At 72.1% G+C, this 15,544-nt stretch carries 18 protein-coding genes; 11 read left to right on the forward strand and 7 right to left on the reverse strand.

Annotated features, from left to right (window positions below; all coding sequences use genetic code 11):
• Positions 1 to 76: 76 nt before the first annotated feature.
• Positions 77 to 1,318 carry a helix-turn-helix domain-containing protein gene (locus tag IF67_RS0121095; RefSeq protein WP_234341216.1) on the forward strand — a complete coding sequence of 414 codons (1,242 nt, stop codon included), beginning with the start codon at positions 77 to 79 and terminating at the stop codon, positions 1,316 to 1,318.
• On the opposite strand, the gene IF67_RS0121100 is transcribed toward IF67_RS0121095, so the two are convergent.
• Positions 1,308 to 1,886, reverse strand: a complete 579-nt coding sequence (locus tag IF67_RS0121100; RefSeq protein ID WP_030987875.1) for a 4'-phosphopantetheinyl transferase superfamily protein — start codon at positions 1,884 to 1,886, stop codon at positions 1,308 to 1,310. The two genes, IF67_RS0121095 and IF67_RS0121100, sit on opposite strands and share 11 nt — an antisense overlap.
• A 559-nt stretch (positions 1,887 to 2,445) precedes the next feature.
• Positions 2,446 to 2,700 (reverse strand): acyl carrier protein, encoded by a 255-nt coding sequence (locus IF67_RS0121105; RefSeq protein ID WP_030987876.1) that lies wholly within the window; start codon positions 2,698 to 2,700, stop codon positions 2,446 to 2,448.
• Positions 2,701 to 3,061: 361 nt separating this feature from the next.
• On the opposite strand from IF67_RS0121105, the gene fabI reads away from it, so the two are divergent.
• From fabI to IF67_RS0121120, 3 genes are read left to right on the forward strand one after another with little or no spacing between them, the layout of a single operon-like run.
• Positions 3,062 to 3,832, forward strand: coding sequence for an enoyl-ACP reductase FabI (fabI, locus tag IF67_RS0121110; RefSeq protein ID WP_030987877.1), 771 nt, complete (start codon positions 3,062 to 3,064; stop codon positions 3,830 to 3,832).
• A 6-nt stretch (positions 3,833 to 3,838) separates the two neighbouring features.
• Entirely contained in the window at positions 3,839 to 4,327 is a 489-nt protein-coding gene (locus IF67_RS0121115) for a MaoC family dehydratase (protein WP_063754372.1), read from the forward strand.
• Entirely contained in the window at positions 4,324 to 5,826 is a 1,503-nt protein-coding gene (locus IF67_RS0121120; protein WP_051818386.1) for a class I adenylate-forming enzyme family protein, read from the forward strand. Before IF67_RS0121115 ends, IF67_RS0121120 begins: the two co-directional genes overlap by 4 nt.
• 350 nt (positions 5,827 to 6,176) lie before the next feature.
• On the opposite strand, the gene IF67_RS0121125 is transcribed toward IF67_RS0121120, so the two are convergent.
• Positions 6,177 to 6,686 (reverse strand): DUF6344 domain-containing protein, encoded by a 510-nt coding sequence (locus IF67_RS0121125; RefSeq protein ID WP_030987882.1) that lies wholly within the window; start codon positions 6,684 to 6,686, stop codon positions 6,177 to 6,179.
• 339 nt (positions 6,687 to 7,025) lie between these two features.
• On the opposite strand from IF67_RS0121125, the gene IF67_RS0121130 reads away from it, so the two are divergent.
• The 4 genes from IF67_RS0121130 to IF67_RS0121145 are packed head-to-tail and all read left to right on the forward strand — an operon-like array spanning position 7,026 to position 10,800.
• Positions 7,026 to 7,964, forward strand: a complete 939-nt coding sequence (locus IF67_RS0121130) for an ABC transporter ATP-binding protein (RefSeq protein ID WP_030987884.1) — start codon at positions 7,026 to 7,028, stop codon at positions 7,962 to 7,964.
• Between the two features lie 10 nt (positions 7,965 to 7,974).
• Positions 7,975 to 8,772, forward strand: a complete 798-nt coding sequence (locus IF67_RS0121135) for an ABC transporter permease (RefSeq protein ID WP_030987886.1) — start codon at positions 7,975 to 7,977, stop codon at positions 8,770 to 8,772.
• Between the two features lie 53 nt (positions 8,773 to 8,825).
• Positions 8,826 to 10,154, forward strand: coding sequence for a sensor histidine kinase (locus IF67_RS0121140; protein WP_051818387.1), 1,329 nt, complete (start codon positions 8,826 to 8,828; stop codon positions 10,152 to 10,154).
• Positions 10,147 to 10,800 (forward strand): response regulator, encoded by a 654-nt coding sequence (locus IF67_RS0121145; protein ID WP_030987890.1) that lies wholly within the window; start codon positions 10,147 to 10,149, stop codon positions 10,798 to 10,800. Before IF67_RS0121140 ends, IF67_RS0121145 begins: the two co-directional genes overlap by 8 nt.
• Positions 10,801 to 10,903: 103 nt before the next feature.
• On the opposite strand, the gene IF67_RS0121150 is transcribed toward IF67_RS0121145, so the two are convergent.
• The 4 genes from IF67_RS0121150 to IF67_RS0121165 all read right to left on the reverse strand — a co-directional run bounded on the left by IF67_RS0121150 (position 10,904) and on the right by IF67_RS0121165 (position 13,326).
• Entirely contained in the window at positions 10,904 to 11,335 is a 432-nt protein-coding gene (locus IF67_RS0121150; protein WP_030987893.1) for a DUF5994 family protein, read from the reverse strand.
• Complete coding sequence (locus tag IF67_RS0121155; RefSeq protein ID WP_030987896.1) at positions 11,332 to 12,318, reverse strand: acyl-CoA desaturase; 987 nt, start codon at positions 12,316 to 12,318, stop codon at positions 11,332 to 11,334. The genes IF67_RS0121150 and IF67_RS0121155 overlap by 4 nt, the downstream gene beginning before the upstream one ends.
• Entirely contained in the window at positions 12,315 to 12,548 is a 234-nt protein-coding gene (locus IF67_RS0121160; RefSeq protein ID WP_234341219.1) for a hypothetical protein, read from the reverse strand. Before IF67_RS0121160 ends, IF67_RS0121155 begins: the two co-directional genes overlap by 4 nt.
• 202 nt (positions 12,549 to 12,750) lie before the next feature.
• On the reverse strand, positions 12,751 to 13,326 hold the full coding sequence (locus IF67_RS0121165) for a TerD family protein (protein ID WP_030987899.1): 576 nt from the start codon (positions 13,324 to 13,326) through the stop codon (positions 12,751 to 12,753).
• Between the two features lie 186 nt (positions 13,327 to 13,512).
• On the opposite strand from IF67_RS0121165, the gene IF67_RS0121170 reads away from it, so the two are divergent.
• The 3 genes from IF67_RS0121170 to IF67_RS0121180 all read left to right on the forward strand — a co-directional run bounded on the left by IF67_RS0121170 (position 13,513) and on the right by IF67_RS0121180 (position 15,415).
• Positions 13,513 to 14,055: a BlaI/MecI/CopY family transcriptional regulator gene (locus IF67_RS0121170; RefSeq protein WP_051818388.1), complete on the forward strand. Its 543-nt coding sequence runs from the start codon at positions 13,513 to 13,515 to the stop codon at positions 14,053 to 14,055.
• A 3-nt stretch (positions 14,056 to 14,058) separates the two neighbouring features.
• The gene (locus IF67_RS0121175) at positions 14,059 to 15,024 is read left to right on the forward strand and encodes a M56 family metallopeptidase (RefSeq protein ID WP_030987903.1); all 966 of its coding nucleotides are present in this window, start codon (positions 14,059 to 14,061) and stop codon (positions 15,022 to 15,024) included.
• 142 nt (positions 15,025 to 15,166) lie between these two features.
• Positions 15,167 to 15,415 (forward strand): hypothetical protein, encoded by a 249-nt coding sequence (locus IF67_RS0121180; RefSeq protein WP_234341221.1) that lies wholly within the window; start codon positions 15,167 to 15,169, stop codon positions 15,413 to 15,415.
• The last annotated feature ends 129 nt before the right edge of the window (positions 15,416 to 15,544 follow it).

Genomic DNA, 15,544 nt, shown 5'->3' on the forward strand with positions numbered 1-15,544 from the left:
CTTGCCACCGTCCGTCCGCCCCACTCAACTGCGAGCGATTTTCTTGACGATTGAGCAGCCTGCTTTCGGTAAGCGAGTGCGGGACGTCCGGCGCGCTCAGGGTCTGTCCCAGGGGGACCTCGCCGGGGACGATCTCTCCCCCAGCTATGTCTCGCTGGTCGAGAACGGCCGCAGAATCCCCAGCGCCAAGATCGCCCGGTCCATCGCCGAACGCCTCGGCACAACGGTCGAGGCGCTGTGCGCCACCGACGAGCCGGGCGACCGGCTGACCCAGCGCCTCGGCCTGGTCGGCCAGTTGGTGGCCGCCCGCGCCAGCCAGCTGGCCGGTGACTGGCCCGCGGCCCGGCAGCAGCTGGAGTCCGTGGTGGAAGCGGCCGGCGCCGATCAGGACGAGGTGCGCTGGGAGGCCCGCTGGGAACTGGCCACCGTCCTCGGGCGGCTCGACGACCCGGCCCGTCACGAGGCGGCACTGCGCCGGCTGCTCGACGACCCCCTCACCCGCTCCGCGCCCGTGCTGCACGCCCGCGTCGCCATCGAACTCGCCCAGCTGCTGCGCGCCGGGGGCCGCCTCGCGGACGGTGTCCGCTTCGCCGAGGAGGCGGTCCGGGTCACCGGCGAGCTGGAGCCCGGCCGCCCGGAGCGGGCGCAGGCCCAGGTGGCGCTGCTGTCCGTGTCCGTCGACAGCGGGGAGTGGAGCCGCGCCGAGCAGCTCGGGGCGGAGCTGCACACCCAGGTCGCACCCCTTCCGGCCGGCGAACTGCGGGCGAGCGCGCTGTGGGCCGTGGCCGGTGCGCAGTATCTCGGCGGGCATCCGGACCGGGCGCTGGAGCTGCTGGCCGAGGCGGAGCAGCTGCTCGCCGCGACGGACGGGGTGCGGCTGCGGCTGCGGCTGGCCCGCGCGCGGACGCTGCTGGCACTCGCGGCGGGCGGTCAGGACGAGGCCGACGCCCTGCTGGAGCGGGCCCGGCAGGCCGCCGCGCTCATCGACACCCCGTCCGCCAGGACCTGGCTGGCCGTCCTGGAGACGGCCGCCGCACTGCGCCGCAACGAGCCGGTGAAGGCCACCGGCCATGCCGCCGCGATCGATCCCGACGCCGCCGGGCTGACGCCCCTCGACCGTGCCCGCTGTCTGCTCCATCTGGCCCGCGCCCACCGCGCGGAAGGTGGCGAGGAGGCCGCAGAGGCCGACTTCAAGGAGGCCGCCGAGGGCTACGAGAAGGCCGGGGCCTTCCGGCTGGCGCTGGAGAGCTGGCGCGAGCTGAGCGCCGGCGGCCGTGCGGGCGCGGGACCGGATCCGCACGCGGTCCTCATGCCGTAGCGGTGTCCGTGGCCTCGGCGCTGTCCGCCTCGACCGCCGGGCCGCCGTACGTACCGGCCTGCCCGTCAAGGGAGTTCGCCCGCCAGAACCTGACCTCGGGTGCCAGGGCGGAGGTGGCCGCACAGGCCACGGTCTGCGGGCCGGCGGGCAGATCCCGGACGTAGGCGGTGCGGCCGGGGTGGGCCGGGGAGCCGGGAATCACGATCTTGCCCTCCCGCGCGCCGCTCAGCGCATCGATCGCGTCGGCAGCGGCCAGCTCGCCCCGTCCGGTCAGCCGCAGGGCCGCTTCCTTACGGGTCCACAGCTGGGCCAGCCGCTGCGCCCGCCGGCCCAGCGGGGCCTCCTGGACGTAGCCGCGTTCCAACGGCGTGAAGGGAAGCAGCAGTTCGCTGACCGGTCCGCGCGGAACGGTGTGCACGGACAGCGCCACGGGGAGGTCCCGGGTCAGGGCCAGGAACTGCCGGCCCGCGTCGGTGGCGGCGTCCAGGCAAAGGCGGGCGCCCGGAGGCCAGCCGGTGGCGGCGGGCGGTGCGGCGAACACCGGTCGTCCGAAGCCGTCCCGGGTCACCGGAATATCGCCCGGTGAACAATGCAGTAACCGGCCCAGAAATGCCGTTAAGCAGTCGGGCCGTCGAATGTCACCGGGAACGTTCGAGAATATATGCAAACAACCGTCGGCTAATTCGGATGAGCGGGACGGGCCCCAACTGAGGCCCCCTGACGGCAAGTTGGCCGGGTCACCGTCATGGTTGAGCGAATGCGCGCCACAGGAAGGCTGGTCCCCCCGCATAGATCCCCTCGCACCATGTCTCCTTTCCGGACCAGTCACATCCGGGAAAGCAGTGCACTGAGTCGATTTGATTTAGCCTCCGGAGATCCTCAAGGTAACCCTGGTCTATGCCTGCGTCAACAAGCGACGACCGAAAATCAACTTCGGTTTACCCGGAGCCATTACCAGATTTCGCCAAAGTGAGCCCGGTCGCGGCACGGTGTCCCCCTGGACACCGCAAGTCGAGCAGCGGCCGGCCTTCCGTTGCCAGGAATCTGACTCCTATTCACATCCCTTGTACGGGTGCGCTTCTGCCGGGGGACGCGGTCGGCAGAAGCGCACCGGCCGGGGGCATCCCTCAGGACGCCAGCTGCTTCTCCACCCGGATCACTATGTCCAAAACCGTGCGCATGTCCTTCATCTCCTCTTCGGGCAGCGCGATCCCGAAGCGCTCCTCCGCCACGACGACGACCTCGGCCATCGCGAGCGAGTCCACGTCCAGCTCCTCGACCAGGAACTTCTCCTCGGTCACCGTCGCCGGCACCACGCCGGCCACCTCATGCAGGATCTCGGCGAGTTGAGCAACGATCTCTTCGCGGGTGGGGACTGTCATGACGGTCACCTCTCTGTGGAATACGGGCGGTACGGGTCGCGGGCACGGCCCGGGACCGTGCGGGGCGGGTGCGGCGCACGCCGGGGCCCGCGGCGCGGCGAGGCCGACGACCGCACATGGCTCGCCGGCCGGCAGACGTGGCATCCCGGCGCGTGCGGCGTCATCGAGAAGCAACGCGCTCCGGCGCGGCACGGGAATCCTCCGTGACACGGAGTCATTCCCTTGACTACACTTGACTGCTCCAGTCAACTGGAGGTCCGATAGGTTGTCAACGGCGACCTTTCAAGACCATGCCAGGCCAATGCTTCTGAGTTATTTTCAGTGACTCCGAAGTCGATGATGAGTCACACGGAGGAACCGCATGAGCGGTCTGCTCGACGGAAAGCAGCTGGTCATCACCGGCGTGATCACCGAAAGCTCGATCGCCTACGCGGTGGCGCGGCTCGCCCAGGAGGAGGGCGCCAAGATCGTCCTCACCGCCTACGGACGGCCGACTCTGGTCGCCCGGCTCGCCCGGCGGCTGCCGGAAGAGCCCCCCGTCGTGGAGCTGGACGTCACGGACGAAGAGCAGCTCAGCACCCTTGCCGACCGCGTCGGCGAGCACCTCGACGGCGTCGACGGCGTCCTGCACTCCGTCGCCAACGCCCCCGCCAACTGCCTGGACGGCGGCTTCCTGACCGCCCCGTGGCGCGATGTGTCCGCCGCCCTGCACACCTCGACGTACTCCCTGGTGGCCCTGACCATGGCCTGCCGCCCGCTGCTCCGCCCCGGATCCTCCGTCGTCGGCGTCGACTTCGACGCCTCCCGCGCCTGGCCCGGCTACGACTGGATGGGCGTCGCCAAAGCGGGACTTGAGGCCTGCTCGCGCTATCTGGCGCGCGACCTCGGCGGCCAGGGCATACGGGCCAACCTCGTCGCGGCAGGCCCCCTGCGCACCCTGGCCGCGCGCGGCATCGGCGGCGACGGCCCGTCCTTCGAGAAGAGCTGGGCGTCCCGCGCCCCTCTCGGCTGGGACCCGCAGGACGCCGAGCCGGTCGCCCGTACGTGTGTGGCCCTGCTGTCGGACTGGCTGCCCGCCACCACCGGCGAGATCGTGCACGCGGACGGCGGCCACCACATGATCGGCGACTGAGCGGCGATGACGGAGCGAGCGGCGGCGCCCACCACCCTGTGCTGCGGCCCGTACGCCATCGAGCGGAAGCGGATCGCCGCGTTCGCCGCCGCGCTCGGCGACCCCCACCCCGCGTACACCGACCCGGCAGCCGCCCGCGCCCTCGGCCACCCGGACATCATCGCCCCACCCACCTACCTGGCCACCCTCGCCGCCGACGCCGAGGACCAACTGCTGAACCTCCGGCCGGACTTCACGGCCACCGAGGGCACCGTGCACCGTGCGCAGGCGCTGCGCCACGCCCGCCCCGCACACGCCGGCGACACCCTGCACGCCACCGTCCGCCTCACCGCGGCCACCACCCTCGCCGGCCGTCCCCTCCTCACGCTCGACTGCGAGTTCCGGGACGCGGACGGCGCCTGGGTGGCCACCACCACCTCGTCGCTGCTGTGCCCGGCCACCACACCGCGGCCCGCCCGGCGCCCTCGCGACACCACGGGATCGGAGCACCCATGACCGACACCATCGCCCCTCCGGTCGCCGCCGCCCGGCTCGTCGACGGGACCGCGGCCCCGCTCGGCGGCCCCGGCCGCCTCGACGGCCCGGCACTCGGCTGCCGGACAGGAACCGCCGCACACGCCTTACGACAGCTCGGCCTCCGGACCGGCGACCGGGTCCTGGTGCAGGGCGACAACAGCGTCGACTATGTCGTCACGCTGCTGGCCCTGATGCAGCTGGACACCTCACTCATCCCGCTCGACCACCGGCTCTCCGCCGCCGACGCCGCCGCGGCCGGCCGTCAGGCCCACGCCCGCTGGCTGGTTACCGGCGCCGACCGCGCCACCGGCTTCCCCGGCATCCCCGACCGGCACGTCATCCACTACCCGCGGCTCGCCGCCGACGCCCCGGCGCCACCGCCCGCCGCCGTCGACCTGGCCCCCTGGTTCCGCCGCCCCGACGCCCTCGTCCTGTGGTCCTCGGGCACCACCGGGCGCCCCAAGGGCATCATCAAGCCCGGCCGGGCCGTCCTCGACAACTCGCTGCGCACCATCCAGGCCATGGGCTACCGCGAGGACGACGTCCTCGCACCCCTGCTGCCCTTCTCACACCAATACGGGCTCTCCGTCATCCTGCTGTGGTGGCTGGCCCGTTGCACGCTGCTGGTCACCCCCTACCAGCGGCTCGACGCGGCCGTCGGCCAGGCCGCCGCCCACGGCGCCACCGCCGTGGACGCCGCCCCGTCCACGTATCACTCGCTCCTCGGCGTGGTGCGCCGCCGCCCCGAGGTACGCGCCGGGCTCGCGGGCGTACGGCTCTGGGGCGTGGGCGGCGCACCGCTGCCCGCCCCGCTGGCCGAGTCATTCCACACGACAATGGGCCGCCCACTCCTGGACGGCTACGGTCTGACGGAACTCGGCAATGTCGCGCTGGCCACCCCCGACGCACCGCACGGCTGCGGGCGTCCGCTGCCCGGCGTACGGCTGCGCGTCATGCGCCCCGACGGCACCGCTGCCGACCCCGGCGAGCTCGGCGGCATCGAGGTGCGCTCCCCCGGGCTGATGGCCGGCTACCTCCAGGAGGACGGCGCGCTCACGCCGGTCGACCCGGACGCCTGGTACCCGACGGCCGACCTGGGCAGCATCGACGCCGAGGGCATCGTGCGCGTGGTGGGCCGCAACCAGGCCGTGCACCGGCTGGGCTTCACGCTCTACCCCGAGAGCCTGGAGCGCCGTGCCGAAGCCTGTGGCCGGCCGGTGAAAGTACTGGCGGTCGAGGACCAGCGCCGTGGCAGTGCACTGCACTTCGTGGTGGCCGATCCCGATGGCGCGGCCCCGCTCACCTGGCGTCGGCGGCTCGCCGAGCACCTGGCGGAGTACGAACAGCCCAATGCGGTCCATGTCGTCGACCACTTCCCGCTCACTGCCAACGGAAAGCCCGACACGCGTGCGCTGCGTGCAGAGCTCGGGCTGGAGCTGGGAGGGGGTCCGGGGACCGGCGCCCCGGTCGGGGGCTGAGCGGTACAACTCCGGGCGTATCGCGGGTGGTTCACGCCTGTGTGTGGTTCAAGTCTGTGTGTGGTTCACGTCTGTGGGTGTTACGGCATCTCCGTGCGGTTCACGTCTGCGGCTGTTTCACGTGGAACATGTCGGCCTGCGCTTCGTCGCCGGCTTGAGGTTCATCGCCGGCTACTGCGTCGTCCTCTGCGTGGGCACCTCGCTCGGGCCTCAGCGTCGAAGTCCGGTTCGAACCTGAGCGGTTACGCCTGGATCCGCTTTCGGGTGGATCCGTTCCGTAGAGCTGCCACGCGCCGTTCCGCCCCTTTGCAGGGCTGGTGGGGCCGGCTGCACAGCGGCTGCCGGCCGGTTCAGACGACGCGAGCGGTGTGCGCATGACGGCGGGCCGCCGGGACGGCCGCTGCGCGTGCGTCCGCCTCGGCACCACGGTCCGGCGCGGCCCCGGCCGAGTCGGTGAGCTCATCGGCCGTCAGCGGCTCGGTGCGGGTGCGAGTGCGGCTGCGCAGGCCGGGCGAGGTGCCATGGGCCTCGGCGCTGATGCGCTGCTTGATCGTCGGCGCCAGCTCTGGCCGGGCGAACATCCGCCGGGCGGAGTCGGGTTGGCCGAACAGCGGTACGGCGCGCGGCGCGGGCACGGCGGGAGTTCCTGGCCCGGGATCCGGCGCGGCGCAGCGCACCGCCTCCGGGGCCTCGGCACCCGGGGCGTCGGTGCCCGCGTTCCCGTTGCCCAGGGTCCGCTCGTACAGTGCGGCGTCCCGGCGTGCGGCCGACGCCGCAGCGGAGACACCCAGTGATGCCAGCAGCTTGCCCAGCATGGCAAGGCACACCGCCCAGAACTTCATGACCTTGGTCGCAGCCATGGCCCCTCACTTTCGGTCGGGATCTCCCCGAGAGATCCGTTGCGTCTGCTTCTGTTGTGCTTCCTCTGTTGCTTCGCTTCAGTTGCGCCGCTTCCGGTGCACCGCTTTGATGGCGTCACTTCTGTTGCGTTTTCTTATGATGAGTACGCAATGGGAGGATTCACGGACCGACGCCCCGGGATCGGCGTTCTTCTGATGAACACCACCCGTACGCAGTAGCCACAGCCGTCGGGCGGCAGGCGGGCGGCGGGTCGTAGGCCCCGGTCAACCGATCGGTTGATGCCGTTCCGAGCGCGATGGGCGATGCGCCACCGTGTGCGTCGGGCGGATTCTCGGGTTATGGCAATCATCGAAGTCACCGGGCTGCGCAAGGTCTACGGGGGCCGGGCCGTGGTCGACGAGGTCTCCTTCGCGGTGGAGGAAGGGGAGATCTTCGGCGTCCTCGGCCCGAACGGCGCCGGCAAGACGACGACCGTCGAGTGCGTCGAGGGTCTCCGCGTCCCGGACGGCGGGACGGTGCGCGTGGGCGGGCTGGACCCGGTCGCGGACCATGACCGGGTCACCCAGATCCTGGGCTCCCAGCTCCAGGAGAGCGAGCTACAGGCCAAACTCACCGTGCAGGAAGCGCTGGAGCTCTACTCCGCCTGCTATCCGCGCCCGGCCGACTGGCGGCAGCTCGTCGAGCGGCTCGGCCTTACCGACCGGCTCACCGCCCGCTTCGGCAAGCTCTCCGGCGGCCAGAAGCAGCGGCTGTTCATCGCGCTGGCGCTGATCGGCAATCCGCGGGTGGTGGTGCTCGACGAGCTGACCACCGGGCTCGATCCGCGGGCCCGCCGGGACACCTGGCAGCTGATCGAGGAGATCCGTGACTCCGGGGTGACGGTGCTGCTGGTCACCCATTTCATGGAGGAGGCCCAGCGGCTGTGCGACCGGATCGCGGTGATCGACCGCGGCCGGGTCGCCGCGCTGGACAGCCCGGCGGGTCTGATCAGCAAGGCCTCGCGGTCCGTCGTCATCTCCTTCACGCCGTCGGCGCCGCTCGACCCGGCCGAACTGGCGGCACTGCCGCAGCTCGGGTCCGTGGAACGGAGCGGCCGGACCGACGGACGGGAGCCGGCGGGCTCAGCCGGTGAGCGGCTGGTGATCCACGGGACGGACGCCACCGTCGACGCGGTGATCTCCCTGCTGGCCCGGCACCGCATCACCGCCCGGCAACTACGGGTCGGCGACGCCACGCTCGACGACGCCTTTCTCGATCTGACCGCACAGGAAGCCTGAGGTGCCCGCCATGCCCGCCCCCACACCAACGGCTGCCCCGGCACATACGGCTGCCCCGCCGAAGTCCCGGGCCACCGCGCGCGCCGTCCTGAAGACCGAGGCCCGGCTGTTCCTGCGCGAGCCCGGATCCCTGTTCTGGATCCTGGTCTTTCCGACCCTGCTGCTGGTCATCCTCGGCCTGATCCCCTCCTTCCGGGAGGCCAATCCGTCGATGGGCGGCCGGCGGATCATCGATCTGTATGTGCCGGTGGCGCTGCTGCTCGCCGCGATCACCACCGGAATCCAGGTGATGCCCGCGGTGCTGACGGGCTATCGGGAGCGCGGCATCCTGCGCCGGATGTCGACGACCCCGGTACGGCCCGCGGCGCTGCTCGGTGCGCAGATCACCCTGCACGGCGCGGCCACCGTGGCCTCCATGACGCTGGCGCTCGCCGTCGGCCGGCTCGCCTTCGGTGTGGCGCTGCCCGAACAGCTCGTCGGCTATGTGCTGGCGGCCTTCCTGACCCTGTGCAGCGCGCTCGCCCTGGGCTGTCTGCTCTGCGCGCTCTCCCCGACCACCAAGGCGGCGAGTGTGGCCGGCTCGGCGGTGTTCTTCCCGATGATGTTCACGGCGGGCGTGTGGGGGCCGGTCCAGGCCATGCCGCAACTGCTCCAGCAGATCGTCCAGCTGCTGCCGTTCGGCGCCGCGTCGCAGGCACTCAACCAGGCCGCGTCCGGCCACTGGCCCGGCTGGTCGCATCTCGCCGTGCTGACGGTGTGGACCCTCGTACTGGGCCGGGTCGGCAGGCGCCGCTTCCGTTGGGAGTGAGGGTGACAACCGGAGTATGGGTGTCCGTACGCCGCCCGGGGGACACTGCGCGCATGGCAAGCGTCGACAGCAAGGGCGGGACGGCGGAGCCCGTCGCCGGCCCACAGGTGCCGCGCACCTCTCCCACGCTCACACAGTCGCGCAGCCACGCGCAGCAGGCGTGGGACCGCACCTTCCGGCGGTGGGGCGGCTATCCCTTGCTCGGCCTCGGGGTCCTGACCTCGGCCGCATCGGCGGATCCGCTGATGCCGGGGGACGAGGTGTATGTGGCGGGGGTGCTGGTGGCGGCCGCGCTGGCGCTACAGGTGTGGTGGAGCCGGGCCGGCCACCGGGCACCCCCGCAGTCACCGGCCGGGCAGTTCCACTACCTCGTCCGCTTTCTGCTGGCCTTCGTGCTGACCTGGCTGAACCCCTTCTTCGCGATCTACGCGGTGCTCGGCTACTTCGACGCCCCGCATCTGCTGCCGCCACGCTTCGTACGCGCGGGGCTGCTGGCCACCGCGGTGATCATGGCCGGCTCGCAGTCCGGGGGGCTGCCCCCGGCGAGCGCCGTGAACTGGGTGGCCTTCGGGCTGCTGTACGTCCTCAACGCCCCGCTGGTACTGGTCTTCAGCCGGATCGCCGTCCAGGAGGCCGAACACGCCGCGGCGAATGCCGCCACCATCGCCGAGCTGGAGCGCACCAACGCCCGGCTGGAGGCGGCGCTGGAGGAGAACGTCGGTCTCCACGCCCAGCTGCTCGTCCAGGCGCGGGAAGCGGGTATCGCCGATGAGCGCCGCCGACTGGCCGCGGAGATCCATGACACGCTCGCGCAGGGCCTGGCCGGCATCATCACGCAGCTGGAGGCCGCCACCGAGAGCAGCGATCCGGTGGCCGCCCGCGGGCACGCCCGGCGGGCCGTGGCGCTGGCCCGCGAAAGCCTCGGCGAGGCCCGTCGCTCCGTGCACAACCTGGGTCCCGGAGTGCTGGAGCATGCCGCGCTGCCGGACGCCCTGCGCCGGACCGTCGAGGAATGGTCGGCGGTGGCGGGCGTCCGTGCCGAGTTCACCGTCACCGGGACCGCCGAGCCGCTGCACGACGAGGTCGAGGCCACCCTGCTGCGGATCGCCCAGGAGGGCCTGGCCAACACCCGTCGCCACGCGGCCGCTTCGCGGGTCGGCGTCACCCTCTCGTACATGGGGGACGAGGTCACCCTGGACGTCCGCGACGACGGCCGTGGCTTCGACCCGTCGACGCTGCCGCCCCGAGAGCGCACCGGCGGCTTCGGCCTCGGCGGGATGAGGGCGCGTGCCGAACGGATCGCGGGCGCCGTCGGCATCGAGTCCGAACCGGGCCGGGGAACGGCCGTCTCCGCTCGCGTACCGTTGGTCCGCCATGGCTGAGCACACGGAGCGGACCGAGCGGACCACCGTCACCGTCCTCATCGTCGACGACCACCCCGTCGTCCGGGACGGTCTGCGCGGCATGTTCTCCTCCGCCCCCGGCTTCGAGGTGCTGGGTGAGGCCGGCAACGGCATCGAGGGGGTGGAGCTCGCCGCCCGCCTCGACCCCGATGTGGTCCTGATGGATCTGCGGATGCCGGGCGGCGGCGGGGTGGCGGCCATCACCGAGCTGGCGCGCCGGGCGTCGCGCTGCAAGGTGCTGGTGCTCACGACGTACGACACCGACTCCGACACCCTCCCGGCGATCGAGGCAGGCGCCACCGGCTACCTGCTCAAGGACACCCCTCGCGAGGAACTGTTCACGGCCGTCCGTGCGGCGGCCGAGGGCCGTACGGTGCTCTCGCCCGCGGTCGCCTCCCGTCTGGTCTCACGGGTCCGCTCACCGGGCAACGAACCGCTCAGCGCCCGCGAGCGCGAGGTTCTGGCCCTCGTCGCCAAGGGCACCTCGAACCGTGAGATCGCCGCCGTGCTGTTCATCAGCGAGGCGACGGTCAAGACCCATCTGACGCACATTTACGGCAAGTTGGGCGCGAAGGACCGGGCCGCGGCGGTGGCGGTGGCCTACGACCGGGGGATTCTCGGTTAGGTGGGGCCCGGCGGCCACCGCCTCGGCCCGGCGCGGCTGTTTCACGTGAAACAGCCCCGCATGGCTGCCAGTTGATGTGCCCCGGTCCCGCTCGCTGCCCCGCTCAGGCCGGTGCCAGCTCCCCCGTGCGCGCCATCTCCGCCATCATGTGGACGGCCTCGGGCTCGGGGGTGTCGGGCGGGATGATCAGCAGGTCCCAGCGGCCGTGGCCGGGGGAGACCAGGCAGACGGTGTCCGGGCCCGGGCGGCCGGTGGTTCTGCGGAGGCGGACGACATGGCCCTCGACGAGGATGTGGGCGGGAAGAGCGCACCAGGCCGCGCCGTTCACCGTGGCGTGGGTGATCCGGGGCCAGTCGAAGGGCAATGCGGCCAGCAGCTCGGGGAGTTCGGCCAGCAGGTCTACCGAATGAGGCCACCAGACACCGTCGATGCAGCGCACCGTATCGGTGTGCGGGGCGATGGCCAGGCGGGCGACGGGGGGTGGCGTGTGATGCCGGGGAGGGGCTGGGCCGGGAGAGCCCCTGGCGGTGGTCATACGGTGCTCCTGAGACGGCGGGCCGCCACCCGTGCGGGGTCGGGCCAGCGCACGTCCCGGACCCAGCCGAGACGTTCGAAGAGCCGGATGACGGCGGCGGACACGTCGATCTGACCGCGGTCGACGCCATGCCGGGCGCAGGTCGGGTCGGCGTGGTGCAGGTTGTGCCAGCTCTCGCCGAACGACAGCAGAGCCAGCGGCCACAGGTTGGTCGCCCGGTCGTGGCGCCGGGTGCGGAACGGCCGCTCACCGATGACATGGCAGAGCGAATTGACGCTCCAGGTGACGTGGTGCAGCAGCGCGATCCGGATGAATCCCGCCCACAGCAGGGCGGTCAGCGCGGTGACCCAGGAGCCGCCGAGTGCCCAGCCCAGCGCGAACGGCAGGCCGAGCGTGAGCAGACACAGCACGGGGAATGCCCGGTCCACCGCGCGGATTCCGGGGTCGTCGAGCAGATCGGGTGCAAAGCGGCGGTGCGAGGTGGGGTCGTTGCCGAACAGCCAGCCGATGTGCGAGTGGACCAGTCCGCGCAGCTGACCGCGCAGGCTGGTGCCGTAGCGATAGGGGGAGTGCGGATCGCCGGGGCGGTCGGTGTAGGCGTGGTGGCGACGGTGGGTGGCGACCCAGTCGATGACATCGCCCTGGAAGCTGAGCGATCCCGCGAGGGCGAGCGCGACGCGCAGTGCGGGGGTGGCGGTGTAGCTGCCGTGGGTGAGGCCCCGGTGGAAGCCGATGGTGACGCCCAGGCCGCTGATGACATAGAAGACCGCCAGCAGCACGAGGTCGGTGAGGTGTACGACGCTGCCCCACAGGAGGGGGATCGCGATGCCCAGGCCGACGAACGGGGCGACGACGATGATGCCGGTCACCGTGACGTACATACGGCGGCCGCTGTCGGTCGGAGGTGCGACACCGCTGTCGGGGAACGGCGAGGTGCCGTCGTAGTCCTGTGGCGACGGGCGGCCTCGGGCAGTGGACGTCACGGTTCGTCGCCCGCCTTACCCGGGGGCGGTGACGGTGGGCTGGATACCGGCGATTCGTGGCCCGCCTCATCGCGCGGCCGCTTGTGCTTCCGCTGCTGCATCGACTGCTTCCAGTCCGCGTACCGGTGGCCGGCCATGCGGCCGGCTCCCTGGGCATTGACCCGGGCGATGAAGAGCGCGCCCAGCGCGACCAGCGCCAGCAGCACGACCACGGTCCACAGAGTCTGCATGGAATTCACCTCACCGCATACCTGGGCATCCCTCGGCATCCTTCGGTGTTCCGGTGCTTCCAAGGTACCCCGCGGGAGCCCTGTACATCCCTTTATGTGCGGTTATGGGAGGGGAGGCGGGAGGGGAGGCGAGAGGTTGAGGGCGGCGAACTCTACAAACGTGTAGATTTCGCCCCCTCCCTCCTGCCGCTGAGGCTTCCCCTCAGACGTTGACCCCGAAGTCCGCCGCGATGCCCGCCAGGCCGGACGCATAGCCCTGGCCCACGGCCCGGAATTTCCACTCCTCGCCGTGCCGGTAGAGCTCACCGAAGACCATCGCGGTCTCGGTCGAGGCGTCCTCGCTCAGGTCGTAGCGGGCCAGCTCCGCCCCGTCCGCCTTGTTGACGACGCGGATGAAGGCATTGCGGACCTGGCCGAAACTCTGTCCCCGGCTCTCCGCGTCGTGGATGGAGACCGGGAAGACGATTTTTGCGATCTCGGCGGGCACTCCGGACAGCGTGACGTCGATGGCCTCGTCGTCCCCCTCGCCCTCGCCGGTCAGGTTGTCGCCGGTGTGCTGCACCGAGCCGTCGGGGCTGGTGAGGTTGTTGTAGAAGACGAAGTGGGCGTCCGAGACGACCTTGCCCGCCTCGGTGCACAGCAGCGCACTGGCATCCAGGTCGTAGTCCGCGCCCGTCGTCGTCCGTACGTCCCAGCCGAGGCCGACCGTGACCGCGGTCAGTCCGGGCGCTTCCTTCGACAGCGAGACGTTGCCGCCCTTGGCCAGCGAGACTCCCATGGCTTCCCTCCAGGTGTTGCCTGCATTCCGGGTGAGCTTCAAAATCTACAGGAGTGTAGAAGTAAGGTGCCGGGAATCTGCGGCGTCCGGCTACGCCCGAGCGGACCACCGCCCGGATCCGGCCACTCAGTAAGATGCCCCGACGTCCCGGCCCGCGGGACACCCGGCGCGACGGGAGGCGACGGTATGGGCGCGAAGGCCTTCGGGAACTTCGGCGGCTCCGGACGGGAACGCGCCCGCCGGCGGGGGCAGGGCCAGCTGGAGGCCCAGGTCCTGGCCGCGCTGCACCACTCGCCGGTACCGGTCACCGCCGCCTGGGTGCAGGAACGGCTCGGCGGCGACCTCGCGTACACGACCGTGATGACGATCCTGTCCCGGCTGCACGCCAAGCAGGCCGTCACCCGCGAGCGCTCCGGCCGCGCCTACGTCTGGACCCCGGCCGCCGACGAGGCCGGGCTCGCCGCGCTGCGGATGCGCCGCGTCCTGGACGGCGAACCGGACCGGGACGCCGTCCTGACCAGCTTCGTCTCCGCGCTCTCCGCGCACGACGAGCAATTGCTGCGCACCCTCCTCGACCGCGACGCGGCCGACGGTCCCGGCCCCGGCCCGGCCGAAAGCCTCCCGACCGCCGACGACCTCACGACCGACGACCCGGCCACCGCCGAGGAGCCCCACACAGCCCCGGCCCCCGGCCGGCACCACCCCTCGGACGAAGCACGCGGAGGCTGACCGGTGGGCGTCTTCGTGTTCCTGCCGCTCGTCCTGCCGCTCACCGCGCTGCCGATCGCCCGGCTCGCGGAGCAGCATCTCCACCCGCGGGCCACCACCCGACTGCTGACCCTGCTCGCCGCCGTCCTCGGCCTGTGCAGCACGCTCTGCCTGGGCCTGCTGGTGGTCGTCGGCACCGCCCAACTGCCGGGCAACCCGCTGCCCGACGGCTGGTCGGACCCGGAAGTGCGGGCCGCGGTCCCGTTCGCCGAGGTCGCCGGTGTCGCCGCGATCCCCTTGCTGGCCGCCGCGCTCCACGTCTGCGGCGCCGCACTGCGCCGCCACCGCCGTATCCGGGCCCGTACCCACCGCGCGCTGGACGTGCTGCCGGCCGGCGCCGACCCCGCGGTGCTGCCGGACGAGGATCCCTACGCCTACGCCGTGCCCGGCACCCCGGCCCGCCCCGGACGCCCCGCCAGGCCCGGCCGGATCGCGGTCTCCCGCGGCATGCTGCGCTGTCTGGACGGTGACGAGCGGCAGGCGCTGTTCGCCCATGAGCGCGCGCATCTGCGCTGCCGCCACCACCGCTACCTGCTCGCCGTACGCCTGGCCGGCTGCGTCAACCCGCTGCTGCTGCCGCTGCGTTCCGCGGTGGCCTTCGCCACCGAACGCTGGGCGGACGAGGAAGCGGCGCAGGTGGTCGGCGACCGGCGGCTGACCGCCCGTGCGGTGGGCAAGGCGGCGCTGGTCGCGCGGCCCGCGCCGCAACCGGGGCTGGCGCACTTCGCGGGGCCCGAACCGGGGCCTGTGCCGCGCCGGGTGGCGGCGCTGCTCGGGCCCGTGCCGCCGGCCCGCCACTGGCCGCCGGCCCTGACCCCGGCCGGACTGGCGGCCCTGGTCGCCGCGGCGGGCACGGCCGCCTCCGCACTCTCCGCGCTCAACGCGGCGGTAGCGCTGTTCGTTGTTCTGAAGGCAGCAACGCCGCTCTAGGGGCACACTGACCCTTGACCCTCACCGGGCCTGCGCGGCGCACCGCGCTGTGAGCCGTCCACACCAGGCAACTTCTACAACACTGTAGAACTTCCCGGTAGAGTGGCGCGCACATGCGCAACAGGCGCGGCCGGAGGGGGAGATGGCGACGAGGTGCGGACTCCTGACCTGGGACTGCCCGCCTCCAGAGGCGGAGGTGCGATGGGTCTATCAGCCGGTGGAGGTCCAATACCCGGACGGCAGATGGCGGTTGGGCCGGATCAACGCCTGGTGGACCGACGGCGCGGGCGAACTGTGGTGCCGGCTGCGCACGTTGCCCGGCGGCGCGTGTGCGCAGTGGCTGCGTTACGACCCCGAGTCCATCCTGCTGCTGCCCAGCACCGGCACCTGACCCGCCGCCCCCGGCCGGCACCGCCGGCCGCCGCTGCCGCTCCCTCCCCCGTAGAGCAGCACGCGCATCACCAGCATCAGAAGGACCAGAAGGGCCATCGGCGTGCATGACAGGCAGACGCACCAGCAG

This window comes from Streptomyces sp. NRRL S-1813 (assembly GCF_000719605.1).
Classification (GTDB): Bacteria; Actinomycetota; Actinomycetes; order Streptomycetales; family Streptomycetaceae; genus Streptomyces; species Streptomyces decoyicus.

Excerpts from the sequence above, each read along its gene's own strand:
- IF67_RS0121115 (WP_063754372.1), top strand. The coding sequence starts at position 3,839 with ATGACGGAGCGAGCGGCGGCGCCCACCACCCTGTGCTGCGGCCCGTAC.
- IF67_RS0121150 (WP_030987893.1), bottom strand. The coding sequence starts at position 11,335 with ATGACCACCGCCAGGGGCTCTCCCGGCCCAGCCCCTCCCCGGCATCAC.
- fabI (WP_030987877.1), top strand. The coding sequence starts at position 3,062 with ATGAGCGGTCTGCTCGACGGAAAGCAGCTGGTCATCACCGGCGTGATC.
- IF67_RS0121165 (WP_030987899.1), bottom strand. The coding sequence starts at position 13,326 with ATGGGAGTCTCGCTGGCCAAGGGCGGCAACGTCTCGCTGTCGAAGGAA.
- IF67_RS0121135 (WP_030987886.1), top strand. The coding sequence starts at position 7,975 with ATGCCCGCCCCCACACCAACGGCTGCCCCGGCACATACGGCTGCCCCG.
- IF67_RS0121130 (WP_030987884.1), top strand. The coding sequence starts at position 7,026 with ATGGCAATCATCGAAGTCACCGGGCTGCGCAAGGTCTACGGGGGCCGG.
- IF67_RS0121105 (WP_030987876.1), bottom strand. The coding sequence starts at position 2,700 with ATGACAGTCCCCACCCGCGAAGAGATCGTTGCTCAACTCGCCGAGATC.
- IF67_RS0121145 (WP_030987890.1), top strand. The coding sequence starts at position 10,147 with ATGGCTGAGCACACGGAGCGGACCGAGCGGACCACCGTCACCGTCCTC.
- IF67_RS0121170 (WP_051818388.1), top strand. The coding sequence starts at position 13,513 with ATGGGCGCGAAGGCCTTCGGGAACTTCGGCGGCTCCGGACGGGAACGC.
- IF67_RS0121160 (WP_234341219.1), bottom strand. The coding sequence starts at position 12,548 with ATGCAGACTCTGTGGACCGTGGTCGTGCTGCTGGCGCTGGTCGCGCTG.
- IF67_RS0121180 (WP_234341221.1), top strand. The coding sequence starts at position 15,167 with ATGGCGACGAGGTGCGGACTCCTGACCTGGGACTGCCCGCCTCCAGAG.
- IF67_RS0121125 (WP_030987882.1), bottom strand. The coding sequence starts at position 6,686 with ATGGCTGCGACCAAGGTCATGAAGTTCTGGGCGGTGTGCCTTGCCATG.
- IF67_RS0121120 (WP_051818386.1), top strand. The coding sequence starts at position 4,324 with ATGACCGACACCATCGCCCCTCCGGTCGCCGCCGCCCGGCTCGTCGAC.
- IF67_RS0121140 (WP_051818387.1), top strand. The coding sequence starts at position 8,826 with ATGGCAAGCGTCGACAGCAAGGGCGGGACGGCGGAGCCCGTCGCCGGC.